Below are 24,094 nucleotides of genomic sequence, written 5' to 3' on the forward strand. Positions count from 1 at the left end.
ATGGCAGAAAGAATGAATGTAGAAAGTTTTAATTTAGACCACACCAAAGTAAAAGCGCCGTTTGTGAGGCTTGCTGGCACAAAAGTCGGCATGCATGGGGACGAAATTTATAAGTATGATGTGCGCTTTAAACAACCTAATAAAGAACATATGGAAATGCCAGCACTGCACTCTTTAGAGCATTTGATGGCTGAACTTGCACGAAACCATACAGATAAATTAGTAGATATTAGCCCAATGGGTTGCCAGACTGGTTTTTATGTATCATTTATCAATCACACTGATTATGATGACGTTTTAGAGATTTTAGCTACGACTTTAACGGATGTATTAGCAGCAGATGCAGTTCCAGCCTGTAATGAAGTTCAATGCGGCTGGGCAGCTAGTCATAGTTTGGAAGGGGCGAAAAAGCTGGCAGCAGAATTTTTAGCAAAACGAAACGAATGGAAAAATGTTTTCGAGGAATAAAGTGAAAAATTCTCTACAAATAATTTTAAAGAGGAACAACATCCTGGTGTAACCTAAAACAAATAAAGTCTAGCTTTGTAGTGGAGCGGTTATAGCCCTATTTCAACTAGTTTCTTGACCTGATTTTGCAAACGTGACTAAAAAACAAGTTGCCCCTAGCTAGGGGCAACTTGTTATTTTTTCATTACACTAGTTAACATTGCAACATATGCTTGAGCTCCAGTTTTGGTTAAATGAACACCATCAGGAGCAAAGTATTGTGACTGGCCACTTGAGCGTGAATACCAATCAACTACGGTCACATTTGGACGTGAATCTGCATTAGCAATACTCTTATTTACTTCATTTTGCCATCCTCTAGGAACTCTTGTATTTACAAGATAAATAGTCGCTTTGTCGAATTGATCTAATAGCGTATTTAGTTGTTCTTCCGTGAAAGGACCGTTTGTACCAAGTTCTAAGATTACTGCACTATTTTTGCTATTAAATTCCTTATAACCAGTTGCGGTATTTATAGCATCACGTAACTGTCGACCAACTAGACCATCAATTGTTACATTAGGAACAGCTTCTTTTAAGTATGGTTCGATATCAAGCATGACCGAATCACCAATTGCTACTGTTTGAGTAATCGTAGGGGGCGGAGTAGCAGCTTTATTTTCTTTATCTGCTTGCGCTGGATTGCTTGGAGTCGTAGCCTTTTTCGTTTCGGTTTCTTTCTTTTTCTTTGTATCTGTCGGTGATTTTTCTTTCGCTTCTGTATTTTTTTTGTTTTCTTTCTTAGTATCTTTATTAGAAGACGTAGTTTTAACTGATGTTTGTTGGTTTTCGGCGCTTGTATTGACTGAAAGAACATTTGTCATCCCAAGCGAAAAAACGGCTAAAACAGCGACAACCCCAGCAAGACTAAGCCATTTACCAATCGGTTTATTTTTCCAGACAAAATAATTTTTATCTTTAAAGCCTTTAAAATAATTAATAAAACCGTTTTTGCGAATAGGTGTTTCAATGAAGCGGAACGATAATTCGGCGATAATAACTGTTGCAGCAACTTGTAAGATAGCTCGCCAAATATTAGGTTGGGTGATTTCTAAAACAGGAGTAGTCAATGTAATAATTGGATAATGCCATAAATAAATACCATAGGAGCGTGTCCCAATCCATCTAAGCGGTTTAAAACTAAATATTTTGCTTAAATAAGAGGCTGGATGGGAAATAGTTGCAATCATGATAACACCAAGAATAGCAACGAACAACAACCCTCCACGATATAAAAATGGTTGGTACTCACTCACAAAAGCTGTAAATAATACAAAGAAAAGAATACTGATTGTTCCAGCGATATTAAGTGCTGCCTTACTTTTCTTCGGTACAACAGGACTAAGTCGATTAAAGGGCCAAACAAAAGCGAGCGCACAACCAGCTAGTAAATCAAATGCTCTTGTGTCTGTTCCGTAATAAACTCGACTTGGATCAGTTCCTGGGACATATAAAACAGTCATCAAAATTGCAGAAAGAAGACCTAAGCCTATGACGATTTTTAAAAGTAATTTAGGATTTTTAACCCACTTGAGGAATACGAGTAAAAACAAAGGCCAAACCATATAAAACTGTTCTTCTATAGCAAGAGACCATAAGTTTTTTAAGGGTGATGGAAGTCCAAATGAATCGAAATAAGATATATTATGGAAAATAAACCACCAATTACTTACATAAAAGAATGAAGCGATAGCGTCACCACGTAAGTTTTTTAAAATTTCAGGATGGAAAAATACGGAATAAATAACAACAACCACAATCATCACATAAACAGCTGGAATAAGTCTTCGAAAGCGTCTGAGCCAAAATTGCTTTAATTGAAGTGATTGATTTTTTTCCCATTGTGTTAACAATATATTTGTAATTAAATAACCAGATAAGACGAAAAATATGTCTACGCCGATAAATCCGCCTTTAGCCCAACTGAAGTTCAAATGGTAGGCGATAACAGCGATAACAGCGAGTGCTCGAAGTCCATCAATACTCGGAACATATTTTCTACTGTAGCGAGTAGTCCTTTTCAAATTAACATCTCCTATTTGTGATAAATATATGTGTAAACTTAGACAGAGATAGTAAAGCCATCTGTTTTTAGCTCCATACTATAATACCACACATAAATCAAGAAGTAATTTAAAAAGATGAAATAATATATGGTTTTTAAAAATTTGAGTATATTTACTTATTTTTGTTATAGTATTTATAAGTAAATAGTTTGGGGGGAACGATTTGACAGAGATTTATGCTCATAGAGGCAGTAGTGGCACATATCCAGAAAATACCTTATTAGCAATAAAAAAAGCGATAGAAGCTGGTGCAGATGGAGTGGAATTAGATGTACACGTTCTAAAATCCGGAGAATTAATTGTAATGCATGATGAACGTGTGGATAGAACGACTAACGGGACTGGATTTTTAAAAGATTACACTTTGTCTGAAGTGAAAAAATTATATACTGCTAAGCATTTTTTAAGAAAAGTTCGCGTGCCTACTTTAGAAGAAGTATTTAAATTAGTTAATCACACAGGAGTAAGTCTTAATATAGAATTAAAAACAGATGTCTTTGAATATGAGGGAATTGAGAAAAAAGTATTAGAACTAGCAAGTCAATTTCCGAATGTTAAGCGGATGTATTCTTCGTTTAATCCTAATACATTGATCCGTCTTAGAGGGTTAGATAGTGGAGCTAAATTAGCGCTTATCACACATGCTAATTTAGATAAAGTGCTTCCTTTACATAAAAAAATTCAGTTAGATGCAGTTCATCCATCAATGAAAGCTTGTGGAAATCCAATTCTCCAACAAATCCCAGCACGTTTTTGGACGGTTAATAAAGAAGCTGACATAGGCCATTTCTTAGATATTAATGCAAAAGGTATTATGACCGATTTTCCAGAAAAAGCTGTAATCATTAAAAACAATAAAACAAACCCCTGAGCAAAACGCTTTCATTCTAAAAGATTACAAGCTATAATCGAAGTAAGTTAATAATTAAATTGTCTGAGATTCGGAGAGACTGCAAAAGGCGAGCGCAATCGCCTTCATTTGCAGTCTCTTTTTTTGTTTTTTTATAACTTAAAGCGTTTCAGTTAGTTGGAATAGTGGAAAAGTAGCAAGAAGGCATAATTCAGACGGTAAACAATTTGAAGGGGGCAAACAAAATGGTACAATTGTTTTCAGCTTTTGATAGAGAAACCATTGAAAGAAATTTGCAAGAAGAAAAATTTGATTTAGTCATAGTTGGTGGTGGGATTACTGGAGCAGGAATCGCATTAGACGCCACCACTAGAGGTATGAACGTTGCACTAGTGGAGATGGGTGACTTCGCAAGTGGAACTTCAAGTCGCTCCACGAAATTAGTCCACGGTGGTTTACGTTACTTACAACAATTTGAAATTAAAGAAGTAGCAGACCTTGGTAAAGAACGTGCTATCGTTTATGAAAATGGTCCACACGTTACGACTCCAGAATGGATGATGTTGCCATTCCATAAAGGCGGAAATATGGGTAAAACGACAGCTTCTTTTGGTATTCGTCTATATGATTACTTAGCAGGTGTAAAAAAGAATGAACGACGCAAAATTTTAAGCGCCAAAGAAACATTAGCAAAAAACCCATTTGTTAAAAAAGATGGATTAAAAGGCTCTGGCTATTATGTAGAATACCGGACAGATGATGCTAGATTAACAATTGAAGTAATGAAAAAAGCTGTTGAACTTGGAGCAAATGCAATTAATTATACGAAAGCGGAACACTTTTTATATGATGATAAAAAACAAGTGGTTGGCGTTACAGTAACAGACCGACTAACTGGAAAAGCTTATGATATTAAAGGACATCGCGTAATTAATGCTGCTGGGCCATGGGTAGATAAAGTAAGAAAACTCGATTATGCTACAAACAATAAGCACCTCCGCTTAACAAAAGGTATCCATTTAGTTATTGATAAACAGAAATTCCCAATGGAACAAGCTGTTTATTTTGATACGCCAGATGGTCGGATGGTTTTTGCTATTCCTCGTGATAAAAAAGTGTATGTGGGTACAACAGACACAGTTTATGATGAAGCGGTGATTAATCCAAAAGCACTCGAATCTGACCATAATTATGTTATTAAAGCGATAAACTATATGTTCCCAGATGTGCATATTAGTGAAAAAGACATTGAATCAAGTTGGGCTGGTGTACGTCCGCTTATTTATGAAGAAGGAAAAGATCCTTCTGAAATTTCTCGAAAAGATGAAGTTTGGTTCTCAGAAAGTGGCTTAATCACAATGGCTGGTGGTAAATTAACAGGTTATCGCAAAATGGCTGAAAAATTACTAGACGATGTATCTAAAACCTTGTCTAAAGAAACTGGTAAAAAATATAAACCAGTACAAACAAAACATTTACCTATTTCCGGTGGAGACATTGGAGGTTCAGAACAGTTAGAAACATTCCTTTCAAAAAAAGCGAAAGAAGGAAATAATCGTTTCGGTTGGACATTAGAAGAAGGGCGCGAAATTGCTAAACGATTTGGTAGTAATATTGATCAACTGTTTACCTACGCCCAAGAACATAAAGAACAAAATGAGACTACCTTACCAAATAGCCTGTATGCTGAACTTCGCTATTCGATTCAACATGAAGCAGTAACAACACCCATTGATTTCTTATTACGTCGTACAGGTTACTTATTGTTTGATATGCCGTATTTACTCGAATGGAAAGATGCTGTTGTAGATGAAATGGCGAAACAATTCCACTGGAGTGATGATGTAAAACAAACATATATGGAAGAATTAAATATCCAAATTAATGATGCTAGAGAGCCAGCTGATTGGCATGATAGATAAAAGAATGAGAAAAAGAGCGCAATTCCTTCAGATTTGCGCTTTTTTTTATGAAAAAAATCATTTTCACTATTTTCAAGAAACCTTTTTCATGGTACATTGATTACAGGTGAAAAGGAGGTTTTTTTTTGAGTAAGATTCCTGTCATCGTCATTGTTGGTCCAACTGCTGTCGGCAAAACAAATTTAAGTGTTGCTTTTGCGAAGAATTTGGATGGAGAAATTATTAGTGGAGACTCTATGCAAGTATATCGCGGGTTAAATATTGGTACTGCAAAAATCACACCAGAAGAAATGGGTGGGATAAAGCATTATCTTATTGATGTAACTGACCCTGCAGTCCCTTTTACAGCTGCAAAATTCCAATCGGAAACAAGGGGCTTAATTGAATCCATACATAATAGAGGAAAACTTCCAATTATAGTTGGTGGAACAGGCCTATATATTCAGTCTGTTTTTTATGATTATGATTTTGGAAATGTAAGTGAAGATAAGGCTTACCGAGCAGAACTAGCTCAATTGGACAAAACGACTTTATGGCAAATGTTAGAACAACTTGATTCCAAAAGCGCAGAACTTATTCATGAAAATAATAAGAGGCGTATTATACGTGCTCTAGAAGTAATACATTTGACTGGAAAACCTTTTTCTGAATATCAAGTTCATCATGCGTTAAACGAAAGATACCAACCGCTTTTTTTAGGACTTGATTTAGACAGAGAGTTGCTTTATGAACGAATTAATAAACGTGTAGAGCAGATGTTTAAACAAGGACTCGTTGCAGAAGCAAGAAAATTATACGATGAGAATTTAGCCGATGTACCAGCCATAAGAGGTATAGGATATAAGGAACTATTTACTTATTTTGAAGGAAATAGTTCACTGGAAGAAGCAAAAGAATTAATCCAAAAAAACTCGCGTCATTTTGCCAAAAGACAGTTAACATGGTTTAGGAATAGAATGGATATTGACTGGATTCAAGCGGGCACTAGTACTACCGAAGCAGAAGCATTGAATAAAGCCCAAAGCTTTTTATCAGTTAAATAACACTTTTCTGTTTGGTAAGAAGAAATAAAGGGTATTTGAAATTAGCCAACCAATTGCACAATGGAACTTCATTGGGGTTTGGGAAATTTTTAGTATAAGATAGAGATTGGAGAGGGAAATTATGAAACAAGGTGGACAAGGGTTACAGGACTATTACTTAAATCAATTGCGTAAGGAGAAAATTCTTGCAACAGTATTTTTAACAAATGGTTTTCAGTTAAGAGGACGTGTTGTAAGTTTTGACAATTTTACCGTACTACTAGATGTCGAAGGAAAACAACAACTTGTATTTAAACACGCAATTTCAACTTTCTCTCCGCAGAAGAATGTCGCTTTAAATCCTGATGCGGAATAAGCACTTTACTTAAAAGACAGGAAACTCGCTTTTTTGCGATGTTTCATGTCTTTTTTTTATGCTAAAAATATGCTACGATTAGTCTTGTCTGAAAAAGGGAGATGTACTTGTGGAACGGGAGAAAATAATACTTGTAGGCGTCATATTGCCAAATAAAACTGAAGAAGCTTTTTGGAACTCCATGAGCGAACTACGTAGCCTTGCTAAAACAGCGAACGGAGAAGTAATGGATGAGCTGATTCAAAAATTAGAACGTGTCAGTCAGACGTCATTCATAGGTTCTGGTAAGCTAATGGAACTTTCAGAATTAGTGGATATGCACGAGGCGGATGTAGTTATTTTTAATAGTGAACTTAGTGCTACACAAGTTCGCAATATTTCTAAAATAGTGGATGCTCGAATTATTGACCGCACACAATTGATTTTAGATATTTTTGCGATGCGCGCTAAGTCTAAAGAAGGTAAGCTACAAGTCGCCTATGCGCAGTACAAATATTTACTACCTAGACTTAGTGGACAAGGTGCTTCACTTTCGAAATTAGGCGGAGGAATTGGTTCAAGAGGTCCAGGTGAGTCGAAACTAGAAATGGATAAACGTCATATTCGCGAAAAAATGCATGATATAAAAGCACAACTAACACACGTCGAACGACATCGCAAACGTATTATTGATAGAAGAAACACGCAATCCGTATTTCGTTTCGGTTTAATCGGTTATACCAATGCGGGAAAATCAACCATTTTCAATCGTCTAACAAATGAGACGACACTTGAAGAGGACAAATTATTTGCAACACTAGATCCAACCACAAGAAAAATACGATTTGAAGGTGGATTTCAAGCACTTTTAACGGATACGGTAGGCTTTATTCAAGACTTACCAACAACTTTAATCGCGGCATTTCGTTCTACTTTAGAAGAAACCGCTAATGTTGATGTTTTAATTCATGTAATAGATGCCTCTGACCCAGATTACCTTCAGCATGAAACGACTGTAATAAACTTGCTAGAAGAGCTTGAGATGAGTCATCTTCCATCATTAATTATCTATAATAAAATGGACAAAGCGCCATCTACATTCGTACCTGATCGTCCAGAGCACTTACTTATTTCTGCATTAGATCAAGGTGCTCCTAAAAAAATAAAACAACGAATGATTGAACTAATTGAGAAAAACTGGACTTTCTTTACAGAAGATTTATCAGAAGAAAAAGGTAAAGAATTAGCGCAAATGCAACAACAAGCTTGGATAACAAAGCTTGAATATATGGAAGAAAAAGCATGTTACCGAATCGAGGGTTATCGACCTAGAAAGGAAACTACTAATGACTGAAATTCAAACAATAAGAAAAAAAGTTGAACAACAAATTGCTCCATTACAAAACGAAACTGATGAAATTGCTGAATTTAACCAAGCAAAAGTGCTTGATGCTTTCCAAGAAAATAAAGTAAGTGATTTTCATTTTAATCCATCAACTGGTTACGGATATGATGACGAAGGGAGAGACACGTTAGAGCGCGTCTATGCGAGCGTATTTAGAACGGAAGCGGCTCTTGTGAGACCGCAAATTATTTCTGGCACGCATGCAATTTCTACTGTTTTGTTCGGAATCTTGCGCCCAGGAGATGAGTTGTTATATATAACTGGTGAACCATATGATACGTTAGAAGAAATCGTGGGTATTAGAAGCAAAGGGCAAGGTTCGCTTAAAGACTTTCAAATTGGCTACGATGCAGTACCGCTACTACCAAATGGCGAAATAGATTATCCAGCAATATCTAAAAAAATATCCGCTAATACAAAAATGATTGGTATTCAGCGTTCTAGAGGCTATGCAGATCGACCTTCTTTTACAATCGAGAAAATAAAAGAAATGGTTACTTTTGTAAAGAATATCAATCCTAATATCATTGTTTTTGTAGATAATTGTTACGGAGAATTTGTGGAACGAATAGAACCGACCGAAGTGGGCGCAGATATTATTGCAGGCTCGCTAATTAAAAATCCGGGTGGAGGTTTGGCGAAAACTGGTGGTTATATTGCTGGGAAAAATATCTTGGTCGATTTATGCGGCTACCGGTTGACGACTCCTGGGATAGGGAGAGAAGCAGGTGCATCTCTTTATAGCTTATTAGAAATGTATCAAGGATTCTTCTTGGCGCCGCATGTAACTGCTCAAGCAATTAAAGGTGCGCGTTTTACTGCTGCTATGTTAGCTGAATTCGGCGTAGAAGCAGATCCGCTATGGAATGCCAAAAGAACGGACTTGATTCAAAGTGTATCTTTCCACAGCAAAGATAAAATGATTGCTTTTGCTCAAGCAATCCAAGCAGCTTCCCCAGTTAATGCGCATGTATTGCCAATCGGCGCATATATGCCAGGCTACGAAGATGACGTGATAATGGCAGCAGGTACATTTATTCAAGGAGCCAGTCTAGAACTTACAGCGGACGGACCGATTAGAGAGCCTTATCAACTATACGTCCAAGGCGGTTTAACATACGAACACGTTAAAATTGCTGTAACTAGAGCAATAGAAAATTCTTTATAAAAAAGTAACATCCATTTTCAAAAAAAGTTTTTATTTTTTTACTACGGTAGTTTCTATCGTGGTTTTTTTGTTGTGGAATTGTTGACATGTATGGGTTTGTGGTATATGTTAGATAATCTTACATAAATTTGACAAAACATCTGACGTACATTATAATGCTACTATCATCAAAAAATAATTATGTTTTGAGGGGGAATTGTCGTGAGTGAAAAGGAAATCCGGAGATCAATGCCGCTGTTTCCAATTGGGCCTGTGATGAAGCTAACCGATCTCACCGCTAGACAAATTCGCTACTATGAAGACCAAGGATTAATCCATCCAGCACGCAATCAAGGAAATCACCGTTTGTATTCACTTCAAGACATTGATGTTTTGCTAGAGATAAAAGATTATTTGAATGATGGTCTGAATATTGCGGGAATTAAGAAAATGTATCAAATGCAGCAAAAAGAATCAAAAGAACCTTTGACAGATGATGATGTACGCAAAATACTTAGAAAAGAAATGCAACAAGCTGGTCGCTTTGTCAAGCAAGATGCGACAGGGAAACAACAATTACCAAGGTTTTAAAACGACAAGAAGAGGTATTTACTTTATTTAGAAGTTAATATAATTAGATTATTTAGGAGGAATTTAGATTATGGCAAAATATACAAAAGAAGACATTTTCCGCTTCGCAGATGAACAAAATGTAAAATTTATTCGTTTACAGTTCACGGATATTCTCGGGATAATTAAGAATGTGGAAATTCCTGTTAGCCAACTAAAGAAAGCACTAGATAACAAAATCATGTTTGACGGTTCCTCCATTGAAGGCTTTGTAAGAATTGAAGAGTCTGATATGTATTTATTCCCAGACTTAGATACTTGGGTTGTGTTCCCATGGACAGCTGAAAAAGGAAAAGTTGCAAGAATGATTTGTGATATTTATAATCCTGACATGACTCCATTTGCCGGAGACCCGCGCGCTAACTTAAAACGTGTACTTAAAGAAATGGAAGAACTAGGTTTCACAGAATTTAACTTAGGGCCTGAGCCAGAATTTTTCCTATTCAAGTTAGATGAAAATCGTCGTCCGACGCTTGAATTAAATGATAGTGGTGGTTATTTCGATTTAGCACCAACAGATTTAGGTGAAAACTGTCGACGTGATATCGTGCTTGAATTAGAAGAGATGGGCTTTGAAATCGAAGCTTCTCACCATGAAGTAGCTCCAGGTCAACACGAAATTGATTTTAAATATGAAGACGCCGTTACAGCGTGTGATAGTATCCAAACATTTAAATTAGTCGTAAAAACAATTGCTCGTAAACATGGTTTACACGCAACATTCATGCCGAAGCCACTCTTTGGTGTAAATGGTTCTGGAATGCATTTCAATATGTCGCTATTTAATGAAAAAGGAAATGCTTTCTTCGATGAAAGTGGCGAATTAGAATTGAGCCAAACAGCTTATCATTTCTTAGCAGGGATGTTGAAACATGCTCGTGGCTATACTGCTGTTACAAATCCAACAATTAACTCATTCAAACGATTGGTTCCAGGATATGAAGCACCATGTTACATTGCGTGGTCAGGTAAAAATCGTAGTCCGCTAGTACGTGTTCCAAGTTCTCGTGGATTAAGCACACGTCTGGAATTACGTAGCGTTGACCCATCTGCTAATCCGTATTTAGCAATGGCGGTATTACTTAAAGCTGGTTTATCTGGAATTAAAGACGAATTAACTCCTCCAGCACCGGTTGATCGTAACATTTACGGCATGAATGAAGAAGAACGTGAAGCAACTGGCATTTATGATTTACCAGAAAGCTTAGGTCATGCTCTAATTGAACTTGAAAAAGACGACATCATACGTGATGGTTTAGGTGAGCACATTTTCGAACACTTTATTGAAGCGAAAACGATTGAGTGTGATATGTTCCGCACAGCAGTTCACCCTTGGGAACGCGAACAATATCTTGAAATTTATTAATAGTTTGAAGCTCGTTTCTTAAAAACTGGAAACGAGCTTTTTTTATTTTAATAACGGATATCAAATATTTGATGTTTGGCAAATAGAGGCTTATATTTAAAATTGTGCTAATGAAAGGGAGTTTTCATTAGGGAAAGGGGAAGAAATGCAGATTACTCTAGCTATTTTAGTATTTGTTTTAACGCTTTTTTTCGTGATTTGGCAGCCAAGAAATTTATCAATTGGATGGTCAGCATGCGGCGGAGCGTTAATTGCATTATTACTTGGTGTTGTCACCTTATCAGATGTTGTAACTGTTACAGGGATAGTATGGAATGCCACACTCGCTTTTATTGCTATTATTATTATTTCCCTAATTTTAGATGAAATTGGTTTTTTTGAGTGGGCAGCATTACATATGGCAAGGCTATCAAAAGGAAATGGATTATGGATGTTTATTCTAATTTCTGTTTTGGGAGCTTTGGTTGCAGCGCTATTTGCAAATGACGGAGCGGCACTGATTTTGACTCCGATTGTTTTAGCGATGGTCCGAGCACTGAATTTTGATGAGAAAAAAGTATTTCCGTTTATTATCGCAAGTGGATTTATTGCAGATACGACATCTTTACCTCTTGTGGTTAGTAATTTAGTCAATATAGTTTCGGCTGATTTTTTTGGAATTAGTTTTTCGCAATACGCACTTATCATGTGGATTCCCACTGTTTTTTCTTTAGTTGCTAGCATCATTATTTTATATATCTATTTCCGAAAAGCATTACCTAGAAAGTATGATGCGAGAGCAATTCGAGAACCGGTTTCAGCGCTTAAAGATAAAAAGATGTTTCGCATTTCGTGGGGAATCCTTCTCATTCTTGTGGTAGGCTATTTTTTGAGTAGTTTTTTAGAGATACCAGTGTCATTTATTGCCTTACTAGTTGCTTTTATTTTTTTATTTGTTGGAGCAAAAAGTCACTCAGTTTCAACAAAAGCCATTTTAAAAGGAGCGCCTTGGAATATTGTATTTTTCTCCATTGGTATGTATGTAGTTGTGTATGGTTTGCAAAATGTTGGAATAACCAAACTGTTATCAGAAGCTATTATTTATGTTGCGGATTTTGGCTTATTTGCTGGGACAATTGGAATGGGTTTTATAGCTGCGATACTATCATCTGTCATGAATAATTTGCCTACTGTTATGATAAATGCACTTGCAATCGATCATACTTCATTTACTGGGGTGATGAAAGAGGCATTGGTTTATGCTAATGTTATAGGCTCAGATTTAGGTCCTAAAATAACGCCGATTGGCTCGCTCGCTACTTTACTTTGGTTACATGTGTTAGCACAGAAAGGTATCAAGATAAGTTGGGGCTCTTACTTCAAAATTGGCATTGTAATTACTATTCCTGTTTTGTTCATTACGCTCGTAGGATTGTACTTATCACTACTTATTTGGAACTGAAAAACCCCCGTACACTTTTAATTAAGCGTACGGGGGTTTTGTTATGCCTTATAAAGCACATGAGGTTTTAGTGGATCGCCATTTGCTAAAGCAGGATGTTCGAAATTAGCTACTTTTGTCAAATGGATTTTTTTCATAACTTGTTCGGAAGCTTTATTGCAGGTTGCGGTAAAGCTGTAAATTTCGTTGATAGCACTGATACCCTTAGCAAACGATAATGCACCTAATGCGGCTTCAGTAGCATATCCTTGGTTCCACGCACTACGCTTTAATCGCCAACCAATTTCGGTGCAAGGGGTAAATTCTGCTTTGAATGTCGCTTCATGAAACCCGGTAAATCCGATAAATTCACTAGTAGTTTTAACTTCGATGGCAAAAAGACCATATCCTAGGGAATTTAGTTCTTCTTGATTTCTATCAAGTAGTGCATTACTTTCTTTTTGAGTTAATGTGGCTGGGAAGAATTTCATTACTTTTTTATCTGCGTTCATTTGGCTAAAAGGAAGATAATCACTTACTAAATAATCTCTTGCGATAAGCCTTACTGTTTCAAAATAAATCATCTTAAAAACCACCTGTTTACCAAATAAAATTAGCGAATATCTCTATAAAGTCCGATTACTTTTCCAAGAATAGTAACGTTATTTAAAAGAATAGGTTCTAAAGCGTCGTTTTCGGGTTGTAGTCTGAAATGATTAGCTTCTTTATAGAAACGTTTGCATGTAGCTTCATTTTCATCCGTCATGGCTACGACGATTTCTCCATTGATTGCGGAACTTTGCTGTCTAACGATTACTTTATCGCCATCAAGAATTCCAGCATTTATCATGCTCTCACCGTCAATTTCTAACATGAATACATTCGTTTCGCCAGCTGCCATGTATTCTGGCAAGGGGAAATATTCATCGATGTTCTCAATTGCTGTGATAGGCATTCCGGCTGTTACCTTTCCTATGATAGGAATATTTACAACATTTGGTGTTTCTGCTTCGTCTTCTAAAGATAATATTTCAATCGCACGAGGCTTGGTTGGGTCACGTCTAATTAAGCCTTTACCTTCAAGGCGAGCAAGATGCCCATGAACTGTAGAGCTAGAAGCAAGGCCGACTGCTTCCCCAATTTCGCGTACAGAGGGTGGATAACCTTTTTCTTTTACTTCTGATTTAATAAATTCATATATATCTTGTTGGCGTTTAGATATTTTCATGGTTTCACCTCATTAAGTTAATGGTTATTTTATAAATCAAGTATAGCAAAAGAAAAACCAATATGCAAACAAAGGTTCGTTTTTTTATTGACATAAGCGAACGGTTGTTCTATAATATAGAAAAGCGAACATATATTCTTTTTTGGAGGGGTTTTTAATGACATTAAAATTAATTTGGGATAAATTTTATGTTTCTATTATATTTGTATTAACTTGTATAGTTTTAGGTATTATTTTAATGTGTACTGTTATTGGAAGTGGTAGTGAGTATTCAGAAGTGGATGTAAATGAAGGGGATTCCGTTTGGGCACTTGCTGACCAATATGCAGCGAAAAGCGACATGCCTAAAGCTGATTTTGTATCATGGGTCGAAAAAGAAAACAATCTAACCGATGGGCATGTGAAAGCTGGGGATTCCGTAGTTATACCAGTACACGAAACAAAGTTACAAAAAAGTGATAGCACTATTCAATTAGCAAACCAGTAGAAACGATTTTTATATCGTTTATGATATAATAAAGGAAGTAGTGATTATACTACTTCCTTATTTTATTATAATGCAGAAAAGGGTGAATTTTTTAATGCTAGAAAAAGCTAAAATAGATAGAATTAATGAGCTTTCTAAAAAGAAAAAAGCTGGAACACTAACGACCGAGGAAAAAAAGGAACAAGAAAAATTAAGAAAAGAATATATTAAATCATTTCGTACACATATGAAAGGTACAATTGAAAATACAACGATTATCGACCCTAAAGGAAATGATGTAACACCGCATAAAATAAAACAAATGAGAAAGAATAAGAAGTAATAGTTAGCACCAAATGAACATTTTCGCGCAAATGAACAAAAATACCAATCAATTAAGCAATTTAAAGCAATTATTAGTTGTATTAATTGCTCTTTAGGCTTATTATTAAAAGTAGTTAAAATTATATTGAAGAGAGAGGATGTTTCATTTGTTCGATAACACAGATAGTTTAGCAGTTAATACAATTCGTACATTATCAATGGATGCAATTCAAAAAGCAAATTCTGGTCACCCAGGTTTACCAATGGGAGCAGCGCCAATGGCCTATGCTCTTTGGTCTCGCGTATTAAACACAAACCCTAAAAATTCCCATTGGTTTAACCGGGATCGCTTTGTACTTTCTGCTGGACACGGCTCAATGCTTTTATATAGTTTATTACATTTAAGTGGTTTCAAATTAGAAATTGAAGACCTTAAAAATTTCCGTCAATGGGAAAGTAAAACTCCGGGTCATCCAGAATATCGTTATACTGACGGTGTAGATGCAACTACTGGTCCACTTGGTCAAGGTATTGCGATGGCTGTTGGTATGGCTATGGCAGAAAGACATTTAGAAGCAAAATATAATAAAGATGGTTTCCCAGTCGTGGATCACTATACTTATGCGCTATGCGGAGATGGAGATTTAATGGAAGGTGTTGCATCTGAGGCGGCTTCCTATGCAGGTCATCAACAACTTGGAAGACTAGTTGTTTTATATGATTCCAATGATATTTCTCTAGATGGTGATTTAGACAAATCATTCTCTGAAAATGTAAAACAACGCTTTGAAGCTTATGGCTGGGAGCACTTATTAGTTAAAGATGGTAATGATACAGCAGAAATTCTAGCTGCTATTGAAAAGGCAAAACAAAATACTTCACAACCTACAATGATTGAAGTGAAAACTGTTATTGGTTTTGGTGCTCCAAATGCAGGTACAAGTAAAGTTCACGGTGCTCCACTTGGTGATGAAGGTATTTTAGAAGCGAAAAAAGCATATGGCTGGAATTATGAAGAAAAATTCTTTGTTCCTGAAGAGGTTACTGCTCGCTTCAAAGAAACTATTGGCGAACGTGGCGAAAAAGCTGAAACTGCTTGGAATGAATTATTTGCTTCTTACAAAGCGAAATACCCTGAGCTTGCTGAGCAATTAGAAGATAGCTTAAATAACAAGTTACCAGCTGATTGGGATGCGGATCTTCCAGTTTATGACGATTCTAAAGCACTTGCTAGTCGTGCTTCAAGCGGAGAAGTTATTAATGCATTAGCTGGAAAAATTCCTACTATTTTTGGTGGCTCGGCTGACCTTGCTGGTTCTAATAATACAACAATCAAAACAGACGGTGAATTCACTAAAAAAACTCCTGCAGAACGAAATATCTGGTTTGGAGTTCGTGAATTTGCAATGGGTGCAGCGTTAAATGGTATGGCTCTCCACGGCGGACTACAAGTATACGGAGGTACATTCTTTGTATTCTCTGACTATGTACGTGCTGCGATTCGTTTATCTGCCATTCAACATTTACCAGTAACTTACGTAATGACACATGATAGTATTGCAGTAGGGGAAGATGGCCCAACACATGAGCCGATTGAACAACTTGCAAGTTTACGCGCTATGCCGGGTCTTTCTGTCATCCGTCCTGCTGATGGGAATGAAGTAGTAGAAGCTTGGAAACTAGCGATTACTTCTACAGATACTCCACATGTACTTGTCCTTACACGTCAAGGATTACCTACGTTACCAAATTCTGCTAAGTTATCTGCAGAAGGTGTAAAAAAAGGTGCTTATGTTATTTCACCGGCTAAAGCTGATGTACCAGAGGCGATTATTCTAGCAAGTGGTTCGGAAGTTAACTTAGCTGTTGAAGCTCAAAAAGAACTTCAAGCTCAAGGAAAAGATGTATCTGTTGTCAGTGTGCCATCATTTGACCTATTTGAACAACAATCAGCTGAATACAAAGAAAGTGTCTTACCAAATGCTGTTAGAAAACGTGTAGCAGTCGAGATGGGTGCTAGCTTTGGATGGGAACGCTATGTTGGTTTAGATGGTAAAGTAATAGGAATTGACAAGTTTGGTGCTTCTGCTCCAGGCGAAACAGTTATTAAGAATTACGGCTTTACTGTTGAAAACGTAGTTAATACAGTAAAATCACTTTAATTAAACAATCAGACCGTTGCTAGTTTTTCTAGAGCGGTCTGTTTTTTTATGCTTTTTTTAGATTGCGCCGTGGTACCATTAATGGTATAATTACGAGGTTGTTTGCAGCTTTTATTGATAAATTGATCTAGATGATAAGTTTTCTTGAAAAGTATTGTCTGTTTAATATAAATCAAGTACAATAAAAGAGGATTTTGTTTCAAGGAGGAGAAAAGAGACTATGTGGATTTACATTCTTGTCGGCATTATTTGTTTACTAGCTGGACTTGCGGGAGGATTCTTTATTGCAAGACGTTATATGATGAGCTATTTAAAAAACAATCCGCCAATTAACGAACAAATGTTACAAATGATGATGGCGCAAATGGGTCAAAAACCATCCCAAAAGAAAATCAATCAAATGATGAGCGCGATGAACAAACAGCAAGAAAAAGAAAAACCAAAAAAAGCAAAGAAATAATATTTTAACAAAGTAAAACCCTTCTATAAAACTAGAAGGGTTTTTTGATTACTTTTTAGTTGCTGAAATAATTAACATCATTGGGCGACGATATTCATCTTGCATTTCTGGTAAATTTTTAAGTTCTGGAGCTGGTTCTGGTTCGATAACACTTTTAAGATCAAAATTATTTTGAAGGAGCGTCTGGATATAAGTCGTAAGGGTGCGATGGTATTTTTTTACATCTTCACCAAGAAAATGAGTTGTTCGAATAGATTCGTTGAAATAGCGATCAACTGGCCAGTGTAACTTATTACCAGTTTCGTCAGTGTACCAATCTTGTCTGCCATCCGCAGTAAAAACTGGATGTTCGACAGAGAAAATAAACTCGCCACCTGTTTTTAAATTAGTATGGACTTTTTGACAAATGTCTTGAAAGGAACTGACGTAGTGAATAGCGAGTGAACTCATGATAACATCATATATTTCTGGTTCAATATCCATGTCTTCTATCGCTTTTTGTTGGTAACTAACTGCACTTGAAGTAGTTTTTTGTTTTGCTTCAGTTAACATGCGCGCAGATAAATCAATTCCAACTACTTTCTTTGCGCCATGGTCGGCTGCATAAATACAGTGCCAACCAAAACCACAGCCTAAATCAAGCACTGTCTTTTGATTAAAGTCTGGGAGAAGTTTTTTAAATTCATGCCATTCCCCGGCAGCAGCAAGGCCGTTTTTAGAACGTGGCATTTGACTATATTGTTCAAAAAATTCTTTGTCATCGTATTTATTTTCTTTCATTTTTAATTCCTCTTTTCCTCAATTAATCAGAAGCTTTACTAAATTCTTTATCTAAAAAGAGGTGAGCAAGGCCACTCACTTGTTTTAAGCGTAAGATTTCATTTGCATCCATTCCGATATTTTTCATAATCCAACTATCTGACATGCCGCTCTCTGCTAATTCGCCAACGATAGAAGACATAAGTTCTACATTATGAAATCCTCGAGCACGATTGTGGCGAATAGTAGAAGCAATTCGATTTACGGTATCTTTTTCTAAAATCACTACAGGTAGTAATTCATTTTCTCTTTCGCGGATTCGTTTAGAAGATTTCATGATAGTATAACGATGAAATCCATCAATTATTTCATATTTACCAGAGTTTTCCAAAGGATAGCAAACAATTGGTTGTGTAAACCCATCTTCCCAAATAGACTTTTCAAGAAGTTTTAGTTCGGTTGCTGGAACGGTATTTGGATTATAATTATTTGCTTGAAGTTTAGTGTAGTGAATAGGAGTGACGTTGTATACTGGACTTTGATATTTCATTATATCACCTCATAAAATATTATTATATTTTTCTAATGCATGTTTTCTTTTCTCTAATTCAAGCTTAGTCTGACCAAAACCCATATATTTGCAGGTATAATCATTTTTTAAAATAGCGATACACATTCTTTTATATGTAGGTACGCTAGCAAATTCTTTAATCTTCAAATCATCTGGGTATTCTTTAAAACGAACGACTTCCATAGGGTTTGTATATGTACGTTTGTTTTGAGGTTTTCCTAGGAAGTCAGCTTGTACATTTAAATTTTTTAATTCTTGTACAGTTTCTACTTTTAAAGCGCCACCTTTTTCGGTCCAATAATTGATGCTTGTTTTAAATTTTTTTAAATAACGTTCTCTTGTGTAGCTTGGTAAAGTTGTAAGTAAAAATTCTAAATAAGATTTCCAAGTATGATTTGGTGGTAAATTAATTTCTTTCCAAGCCATCGCAGAAGTTCCGCCGTAAATAGCTGTGAAATTGGCTCCGTTTACGCGACCGACTAATTTAGACCAAAGTGCAGGTTCAATTACACGGTATAACTTAAGACTTTCTGTTGCGGAATCATTAAAAGGGCTAGCGACTCGCATATCATTCAATGTTAATCCAGCATGGTAAAACAAATCATAAATTTTGTTGTATGACCAGTTGAATTTGGCATTAGCCGTCCAAATATCTTCTACTAGCCAATCATGAATCGGATAGGCATTATATATATTTTTAGAAATTTCAGTTGTCCAATTATAGTTTTTATACATGCGTTCTTTTTTATGAATTGCATTATAGCGATTAAGTGATTCTTGTTGTCGAATACCAATTAAAGCAATTGTTTTTTTAGCATTATTTTTAGTATGCAACCAGTGGATAATTTTTTTGTTGAATTCATAATCCCAAATTGTATGAAAATCAAAATCAAAAGGGGCATTGTCCTCATTTATGACAGCTGGATAATCAGGCATTTCTCTCACCCAAATAGCTTGTTTTGATTTTTCCCAAGGAATCCAGTGGTCGGTATACATCGAAACTGCTGATTGGGCGGCAATAGGGAGGCAACACCATAGCGGTTCAATAATGTCTAAGTTACTCGTTAACATCTCAGCTACAAAATCACTTGTGGCTGTGTATTGGCCTTCATAGTCCATATGATATACGTAAATTTTCTTTTGAATATTATTTTTTCTTATATAATCAATCATTAAATGAAGCATCACAGCACTATCTTTACCACCAGAAAATGACACAATGATGTTATCGAATTCGGAAAAAATTACTTCCATTCTTTCTTGGGAAGCATCAAAGACTGTTTTAGAAAGCATCCATAATCACCTCAAAAGAATTTTTTTGTGAGAGTTCTTTTTTAAATTCTTGTAACAAACTCGTTTTCTTAGATATGTTTGAATCAATCAATGTGTCTAGACCAACATTGCCACTTAAATCATGGTAGTAACAGTCTTCAGTTTGACCGGTACGGTATATTCGACGCTCTGATTGATCACGCTGGGAATAATCGAATGTTTTGTCAAAATAAATAATTTGATTATAATATTGTAAATTAAGTCCGTAAGAAGATTTTGCAAAGGTTGTGATTTTAATATTAGGAAATGCTTTAATTAGAGCTTCTTCGGATCGCTTATATTTACAAAAAATGATGGTGGTAGTTTCTTTACCCGCAATTAAAGATTCTACGATAGTGAATTTTTCTGAGGAGAGACAGTAACAATGTTGCATCACTTGGGACATCTCCAAAAAGTTAATATTAATTGTATAAGCAGCTGCTTTTTGGAGGTAATCATCTTTTATTTCATAATATTTTTCCAAAAGTTCGTTGTCAATACTGAAATCGTGACGAATATAATGCCAATTGACTTTTAATTCTAGCGAAGAAGAGAATATAAACGGAGCAATTAATTGATATAAATAATCTAAATTATGATATTTCTTAATAATGTCCATCGATTGCTGCTTATCTTTCGTTATTTGGGTAATAGTTACATATTCGCAAAATGTTTTTTTGAACTGGGAAAAACTTAAGTTCAATATTTTAGGGGAGAGAAATTCTAGTTGCGACCATAAATCTAAAATATTTTTGCTGAATGGAGTCCCATTCATAATTAGTCGATAGTTGGCTAACCTGGAAAGTTTAATAGCTCTTTGTGTGCGGAGTGCATGTTTATTTTTAATTTTTAAACTTTCATCCATAATAATATAACTATTAGAAGCGTTTTTTAATTTTTCTCTGTATTTCAGATATAAGTAATCAGAGTTGGAGAGGGATTCAATACCGACAATATCTTGTGGGAAATCATAACCCCATTTTTGAATTTCTGCAGCAAGATTTTCTTTTGTTTGAAAAGGAGTAATCCATAAGACGTAATCCGGGTTTGCTTCCTTGATTAGCTCACAGGCTATACGTGTTTTACCTGTGCCGGGTTTCATAAATAAAGCGCCGACATTATAATGTTTAAGTTTCTGTATTGCTTGTATTTGGTTGTCTAATAAGGTCATTTGCAATTATCACATCTTTTTCAATTTTTTTAGGGATATGTGTACGAATTTTTACAATACTATCATTTACTTTCTTTGTTTGAAAATATTGCATTATTTCTTCACTTTCTTGTTTAAATAGAAGCATCATTGTGGCTGCATCTATGCTTCTTTTTTCTATATGTTTCTTTAATGTAAAAATCCATGTATCTGGAAAATAAAAATAATTATAATCAGACGAAACAGAAAACACCATTTTTCGCGGTAATAAGAAAAAATAACCCGCATATTCACTATAAGAGGGCATTTCTATAATTGTTTGTTTTCCCCATTCTTCAATGCTTTCGCTATATGTATAAATTTTGTTCCATTTAACCATTAAAATCTAAAGCTCCTATGTGTTTTGTCATTATCGCTCATTTTTTAGCTATTTGTATGTTTATTTTATCACAAAAAAACGGTGATACGCTACAAAACCATCCTAATTGTGAAAAAATAAGATTTTGAATATTTTTCAAAGTACAAAACAAGTAATTTAGCTATTAAAAAAATAGACGTTTTGTGAAATTTAAAATGTTTTTTCACTTTTTAGTAGAAAACACTTTTGTAATAGCTAGCTTTTTAGTAGAATAGATAATGGTGGATGGAAAAGTTTTCTATCTATGAATAGAATATGAAATTGGAGGCTATTATGGATACCCCAGATTATAAACGAGTTGTATTAAAATTAAGCGGTGAAGCACTTGCGGGAAATGATGGCTTTGGAATTAATCCGAGCGTGGTCAATTTAATTTCTGCTCAAATCAAAGAAGTAGTAGAATTAGGAGTAGAGGTAGCAATCGTTGTTGGTGGCGGAAATATCTGGCGCGGGAAGCTTGGTAGTGAAATGGGGATGGACCGTGCGGCAGCAGACCAAATGGGCATGCTTGCAACTATTATGAATTCCTTATCTTTGCAAGATTCTCTTGAAAATATTGGCGTTGCAACACGTGTACAGACATCCATTGATATGCGTCAAATTGCTGAGCCGTATATCCGTCGTAAAGCGATTCGTCATCTTGAAAAAGGGCGTGTAGTTATTTTTGCAGGAGGAACTGGTAATCCGTACTTTTCCACTGATACTGCAGCGGCACTTAGAGCAGCTGAAATTGAAGCGGATGTCATTTTAATGGCGAAAAACAATGTCGATGGCGTTTACAATGCCGATCCAAAAGTAGATGAAAATGCGAAAAAATATGAAGAATTATCTTATCTCGATGTTATTAAAGATGGTTTGGAAGTAATGGATACAACAGCGTCATCTTTAAGTATGGACAATGATATTCCATTAATCGTCTTCTCGTTTACTGAACAAGGTAATAATATCAAGCGAGTTATTTTAGGCGAAAAAATCGGGACTACTGTCAGGGGGAAAAAATAATGAGTAAAGAAGTATTAACTAAATCTAAAGAAAAAATGGAAAAAGCAGAACAAGCTTTAACAAGACAATTAGGTACTATCCGTGCAGGTCGAGCAAACGCATCTTTACTTGATCGTTTAACAGTTGATTACTACGGAGCAGCAACACCTGTAAATCAAATGGCGTCTATCAGCGTCCCAGAAGCTAGAATGTTGCTTATCACACCTTATGATAAAACTATTTTAGGTGAAATAGAAAAAGCAATATTAAAATCAGATTTAGGATTAACACCTAATAATGATGGTTCTGTTCTACGTTTATCAATTCCACAATTAACTGAAGAGCGTCGTAAAGAGTTAGTTAAAGAAGTGAAAAAAGAAGCAGAAGAAGCCAAAGTTGCGGTTCGTAACATTCGCCGTGAAGCAAATGAAGAACTGAAAAAATTAGAAAAAAATGGTGATATCACAGAAGATGATTTACGCTCTTACGGTGAAGATGTTCAAAAATTAACTGATGAAAGCATCAAAAACATTGATAACATCACGAAAGACAAAGAAGCGGAAATCTTAGAAGTTTAATTGGTACTTTTCAAATAGTAACAAATAGGGTTAATAGCTTTTAAGTTGAAGTGACATTCCTAATTCTTTCCGTATGTGTTGGGTTAGGAATGTTTTTTAATGGGCAATTCCATCTCTCTCATGAAAATCTCATCTTTTCACATGGAATTTTTAGTACATTAATTGATTCTTTTTTGTTATTATAGGTATAGACATGCTCTAAGAAGTGTATCAATTGGAGGATTTATGATGTTTAAAAAGCTATTTCGACAAGATGAAAATATTTTAAATAGTGAACTTGCAGAAGATTTGCCAATCCCTCGTCACGTCGCCATTATAATGGACGGAAACGGGAGATGGGCCAAAAAACGTTTCTTACCGAGGATTGCAGGGCATAAAGAAGGTATGGATGTTGTTAAACGAGTTACAAGGTATGCAAATGCGATAGGCATTGATGTGCTTACACTCTATGCTTTTTCAACTGAAAACTGGAAACGACCTACAGATGAAGTGGATTTTTTAATGAAGCTACCTGTAGAATTTTTTGACTCTTTTGTTCCAGAGTTGATAGAAGAAAACGTTCGTGTTAATGTGATGGGGTATAGAGAAAATTTGCCAGAACACACAATGCGTGCAGTAGAAAAAGCAATTGCTGATACAGCTCATTGTACTGGGCTTACCCTAAACTTTGCACTAAATTACGGTGGACGTTCTGAAATTATTTCCGCTGCAAAAGAAGCAATGAGAGAACTCTTATTAGAAGGTAAATCAGCTGAAGATTTAACAGAAGAATTATTAAATAATCATTTAATGAGTCATGGTCTTGGGGATCCTGATTTATTAATTCGTACTAGCGGAGAACTGAGATTAAGTAATTTTATGTTATGGCAGCTAGCTTATAGTGAATTTTATTTTACAGAAACACATTGGCCTGATTTCTCAAAGGAAGATTTTTTGCAGGCGATTATTGAATATCAAAATCGGTCGCGTCGTTTTGGAGGGCTCTAGGGAGGAAAA

Annotated in this window: 25 protein-coding genes; 17 read left to right on the plus strand and 8 right to left on the minus strand. The window is 35.6% G+C overall.

Going from position 1 to position 24,094, the window contains the following annotated elements:
- Entirely contained in the window at window positions 1–468 is a 468-nt protein-coding gene (locus tag HCB38_RS05345) for an S-ribosylhomocysteine lyase (protein ID WP_185607726.1), read from the plus strand.
- Between the two features lie 173 nt (window positions 469–641).
- Here the strand turns inward: HCB38_RS05345 and HCB38_RS05350 are convergent, their stop codons facing one another.
- Window positions 642–2,531, minus strand: a complete 1,890-nt coding sequence (locus HCB38_RS05350; RefSeq protein WP_185637780.1) for an acyltransferase family protein — start codon at window positions 2,529–2,531, stop codon at window positions 642–644.
- Between the two features lie 205 nt (window positions 2,532–2,736).
- On the opposite strand from HCB38_RS05350, the gene HCB38_RS05355 reads away from it, so the two are divergent.
- The 9 genes from HCB38_RS05355 (at window position 2,737) to HCB38_RS05395 (ending at window position 12,711) form a co-directional block, all read left to right on the plus strand.
- Entirely contained in the window at window positions 2,737–3,444 is a 708-nt protein-coding gene (locus HCB38_RS05355; RefSeq protein ID WP_185607727.1) for a glycerophosphodiester phosphodiesterase, read from the plus strand.
- Window positions 3,445–3,668: 224 nt separating this feature from the next.
- Window positions 3,669–5,345, plus strand: a complete 1,677-nt coding sequence (locus HCB38_RS05360; RefSeq protein WP_185318640.1) for a glycerol-3-phosphate dehydrogenase/oxidase — start codon at window positions 3,669–3,671, stop codon at window positions 5,343–5,345.
- Between the two features lie 125 nt (window positions 5,346–5,470).
- Complete coding sequence (gene miaA, locus HCB38_RS05365) at window positions 5,471–6,388, plus strand: tRNA (adenosine(37)-N6)-dimethylallyltransferase MiaA (protein ID WP_185637782.1); 918 nt, start codon at window positions 5,471–5,473, stop codon at window positions 6,386–6,388.
- Window positions 6,389–6,509: 121 nt separating this feature from the next.
- A complete protein-coding gene (gene hfq, locus HCB38_RS05370; protein ID WP_003719566.1) occupies window positions 6,510–6,743 on the plus strand; it encodes an RNA chaperone Hfq in 234 nt (77 codons plus the stop codon).
- 109 nt (window positions 6,744–6,852) lie between these two features.
- Window positions 6,853–8,076 carry a GTPase HflX gene (gene hflX / locus HCB38_RS05375; protein WP_185637784.1) on the plus strand — a complete coding sequence of 408 codons (1,224 nt, stop codon included), beginning with the start codon at window positions 6,853–6,855 and terminating at the stop codon, window positions 8,074–8,076.
- Window positions 8,069–9,295, plus strand: a complete 1,227-nt coding sequence (locus tag HCB38_RS05380) for a methionine gamma-lyase family protein (RefSeq protein ID WP_185318643.1) — start codon at window positions 8,069–8,071, stop codon at window positions 9,293–9,295. Before hflX ends, HCB38_RS05380 begins: the two co-directional genes overlap by 8 nt.
- Window positions 9,296–9,496: 201 nt before the next feature.
- Window positions 9,497–9,865, plus strand: coding sequence for a MerR family transcriptional regulator (locus HCB38_RS05385; RefSeq protein ID WP_003719570.1), 369 nt, complete (start codon window positions 9,497–9,499; stop codon window positions 9,863–9,865).
- 70 nt (window positions 9,866–9,935) lie between these two features.
- A complete protein-coding gene (gene glnA, locus HCB38_RS05390) occupies window positions 9,936–11,270 on the plus strand; it encodes a type I glutamate--ammonia ligase (RefSeq protein ID WP_185318644.1) in 1,335 nt (444 codons plus the stop codon).
- 145 nt (window positions 11,271–11,415) lie between these two features.
- Window positions 11,416–12,711, plus strand: coding sequence for an arsenic transporter (locus HCB38_RS05395; protein ID WP_185318645.1), 1,296 nt, complete (start codon window positions 11,416–11,418; stop codon window positions 12,709–12,711).
- A 41-nt stretch (window positions 12,712–12,752) separates the two neighbouring features.
- On the opposite strand, the gene HCB38_RS05400 is transcribed toward HCB38_RS05395, so the two are convergent.
- The gene (locus HCB38_RS05400; RefSeq protein ID WP_185637786.1) at window positions 12,753–13,274 is read right to left on the minus strand and encodes a GNAT family N-acetyltransferase; all 522 of its coding nucleotides are present in this window, start codon (window positions 13,272–13,274) and stop codon (window positions 12,753–12,755) included.
- A gap of 29 nt (window positions 13,275–13,303) precedes the next feature.
- Window positions 13,304–13,918: a transcriptional repressor LexA gene (lexA, locus tag HCB38_RS05405; protein ID WP_003723438.1), complete on the minus strand. Its 615-nt coding sequence runs from the start codon at window positions 13,916–13,918 to the stop codon at window positions 13,304–13,306.
- 157 nt (window positions 13,919–14,075) lie between these two features.
- On the opposite strand from lexA, the gene yneA reads away from it, so the two are divergent.
- The 4 genes from yneA to HCB38_RS05425 all read left to right on the plus strand — a co-directional run bounded on the left by yneA (window position 14,076) and on the right by HCB38_RS05425 (window position 17,330).
- Window positions 14,076–14,405, plus strand: coding sequence for a cell division suppressor protein YneA (gene yneA / locus HCB38_RS05410; RefSeq protein WP_185318647.1), 330 nt, complete (start codon window positions 14,076–14,078; stop codon window positions 14,403–14,405).
- Between the two features lie 94 nt (window positions 14,406–14,499).
- The gene (locus HCB38_RS05415) at window positions 14,500–14,727 is read left to right on the plus strand and encodes a DUF896 domain-containing protein (protein WP_185318648.1); all 228 of its coding nucleotides are present in this window, start codon (window positions 14,500–14,502) and stop codon (window positions 14,725–14,727) included.
- A 148-nt stretch (window positions 14,728–14,875) separates the two neighbouring features.
- Window positions 14,876–16,870 carry a transketolase gene (gene tkt, locus HCB38_RS05420; RefSeq protein WP_185607810.1) on the plus strand — a complete coding sequence of 665 codons (1,995 nt, stop codon included), beginning with the start codon at window positions 14,876–14,878 and terminating at the stop codon, window positions 16,868–16,870.
- A gap of 220 nt (window positions 16,871–17,090) precedes the next feature.
- On the plus strand, window positions 17,091–17,330 hold the full coding sequence (locus tag HCB38_RS05425; RefSeq protein WP_003723442.1) for a YneF family protein: 240 nt from the start codon (window positions 17,091–17,093) through the stop codon (window positions 17,328–17,330).
- A 48-nt stretch (window positions 17,331–17,378) separates the two neighbouring features.
- Here the strand turns inward: HCB38_RS05425 and HCB38_RS05430 are convergent, their stop codons facing one another.
- The 5 genes from HCB38_RS05430 to HCB38_RS05450 are packed head-to-tail and all read right to left on the minus strand — an operon-like array spanning window position 17,379 to window position 21,500.
- Complete coding sequence (locus HCB38_RS05430) at window positions 17,379–18,110, minus strand: class I SAM-dependent methyltransferase (RefSeq protein ID WP_185318649.1); 732 nt, start codon at window positions 18,108–18,110, stop codon at window positions 17,379–17,381.
- Between the two features lie 22 nt (window positions 18,111–18,132).
- Window positions 18,133–18,639, minus strand: a complete 507-nt coding sequence (locus HCB38_RS05435) for an IbrB-like domain-containing protein (protein WP_185318650.1) — start codon at window positions 18,637–18,639, stop codon at window positions 18,133–18,135.
- A 9-nt stretch (window positions 18,640–18,648) separates the two neighbouring features.
- Window positions 18,649–19,953, minus strand: coding sequence for a phosphoadenosine phosphosulfate reductase (locus HCB38_RS05440; protein WP_185318651.1), 1,305 nt, complete (start codon window positions 19,951–19,953; stop codon window positions 18,649–18,651).
- Window positions 19,943–21,148: an SNF2-related protein gene (locus HCB38_RS05445; RefSeq protein ID WP_185318652.1), complete on the minus strand. Its 1,206-nt coding sequence runs from the start codon at window positions 21,146–21,148 to the stop codon at window positions 19,943–19,945. Before HCB38_RS05445 ends, HCB38_RS05440 begins: the two co-directional genes overlap by 11 nt.
- Window positions 21,099–21,500, minus strand: a complete 402-nt coding sequence (locus tag HCB38_RS05450) for a hypothetical protein (protein ID WP_185318653.1) — start codon at window positions 21,498–21,500, stop codon at window positions 21,099–21,101. The genes HCB38_RS05445 and HCB38_RS05450 overlap by 50 nt, the downstream gene beginning before the upstream one ends.
- Before the next feature lie 312 nt (window positions 21,501–21,812).
- On the opposite strand from HCB38_RS05450, the gene pyrH reads away from it, so the two are divergent.
- From pyrH to uppS, 3 genes are all read left to right on the plus strand, one after another.
- Window positions 21,813–22,541 carry a UMP kinase gene (pyrH, locus tag HCB38_RS05455; protein ID WP_185318654.1) on the plus strand — a complete coding sequence of 243 codons (729 nt, stop codon included), beginning with the start codon at window positions 21,813–21,815 and terminating at the stop codon, window positions 22,539–22,541.
- Entirely contained in the window at window positions 22,541–23,098 is a 558-nt protein-coding gene (frr, locus tag HCB38_RS05460) for a ribosome recycling factor (protein WP_185318655.1), read from the plus strand. The genes pyrH and frr overlap by 1 nt, the downstream gene beginning before the upstream one ends.
- Window positions 23,099–23,326: 228 nt before the next feature.
- A complete protein-coding gene (gene uppS, locus HCB38_RS05465; protein WP_185637788.1) occupies window positions 23,327–24,085 on the plus strand; it encodes an undecaprenyl pyrophosphate synthase in 759 nt (252 codons plus the stop codon).
- Window positions 24,086–24,094: the final 9 nt, after the last annotated feature.

The organism is Listeria farberi (assembly GCF_014229295.1).
Classification (GTDB): Bacteria; Bacillota; Bacilli; order Lactobacillales; family Listeriaceae; genus Listeria; species Listeria farberi.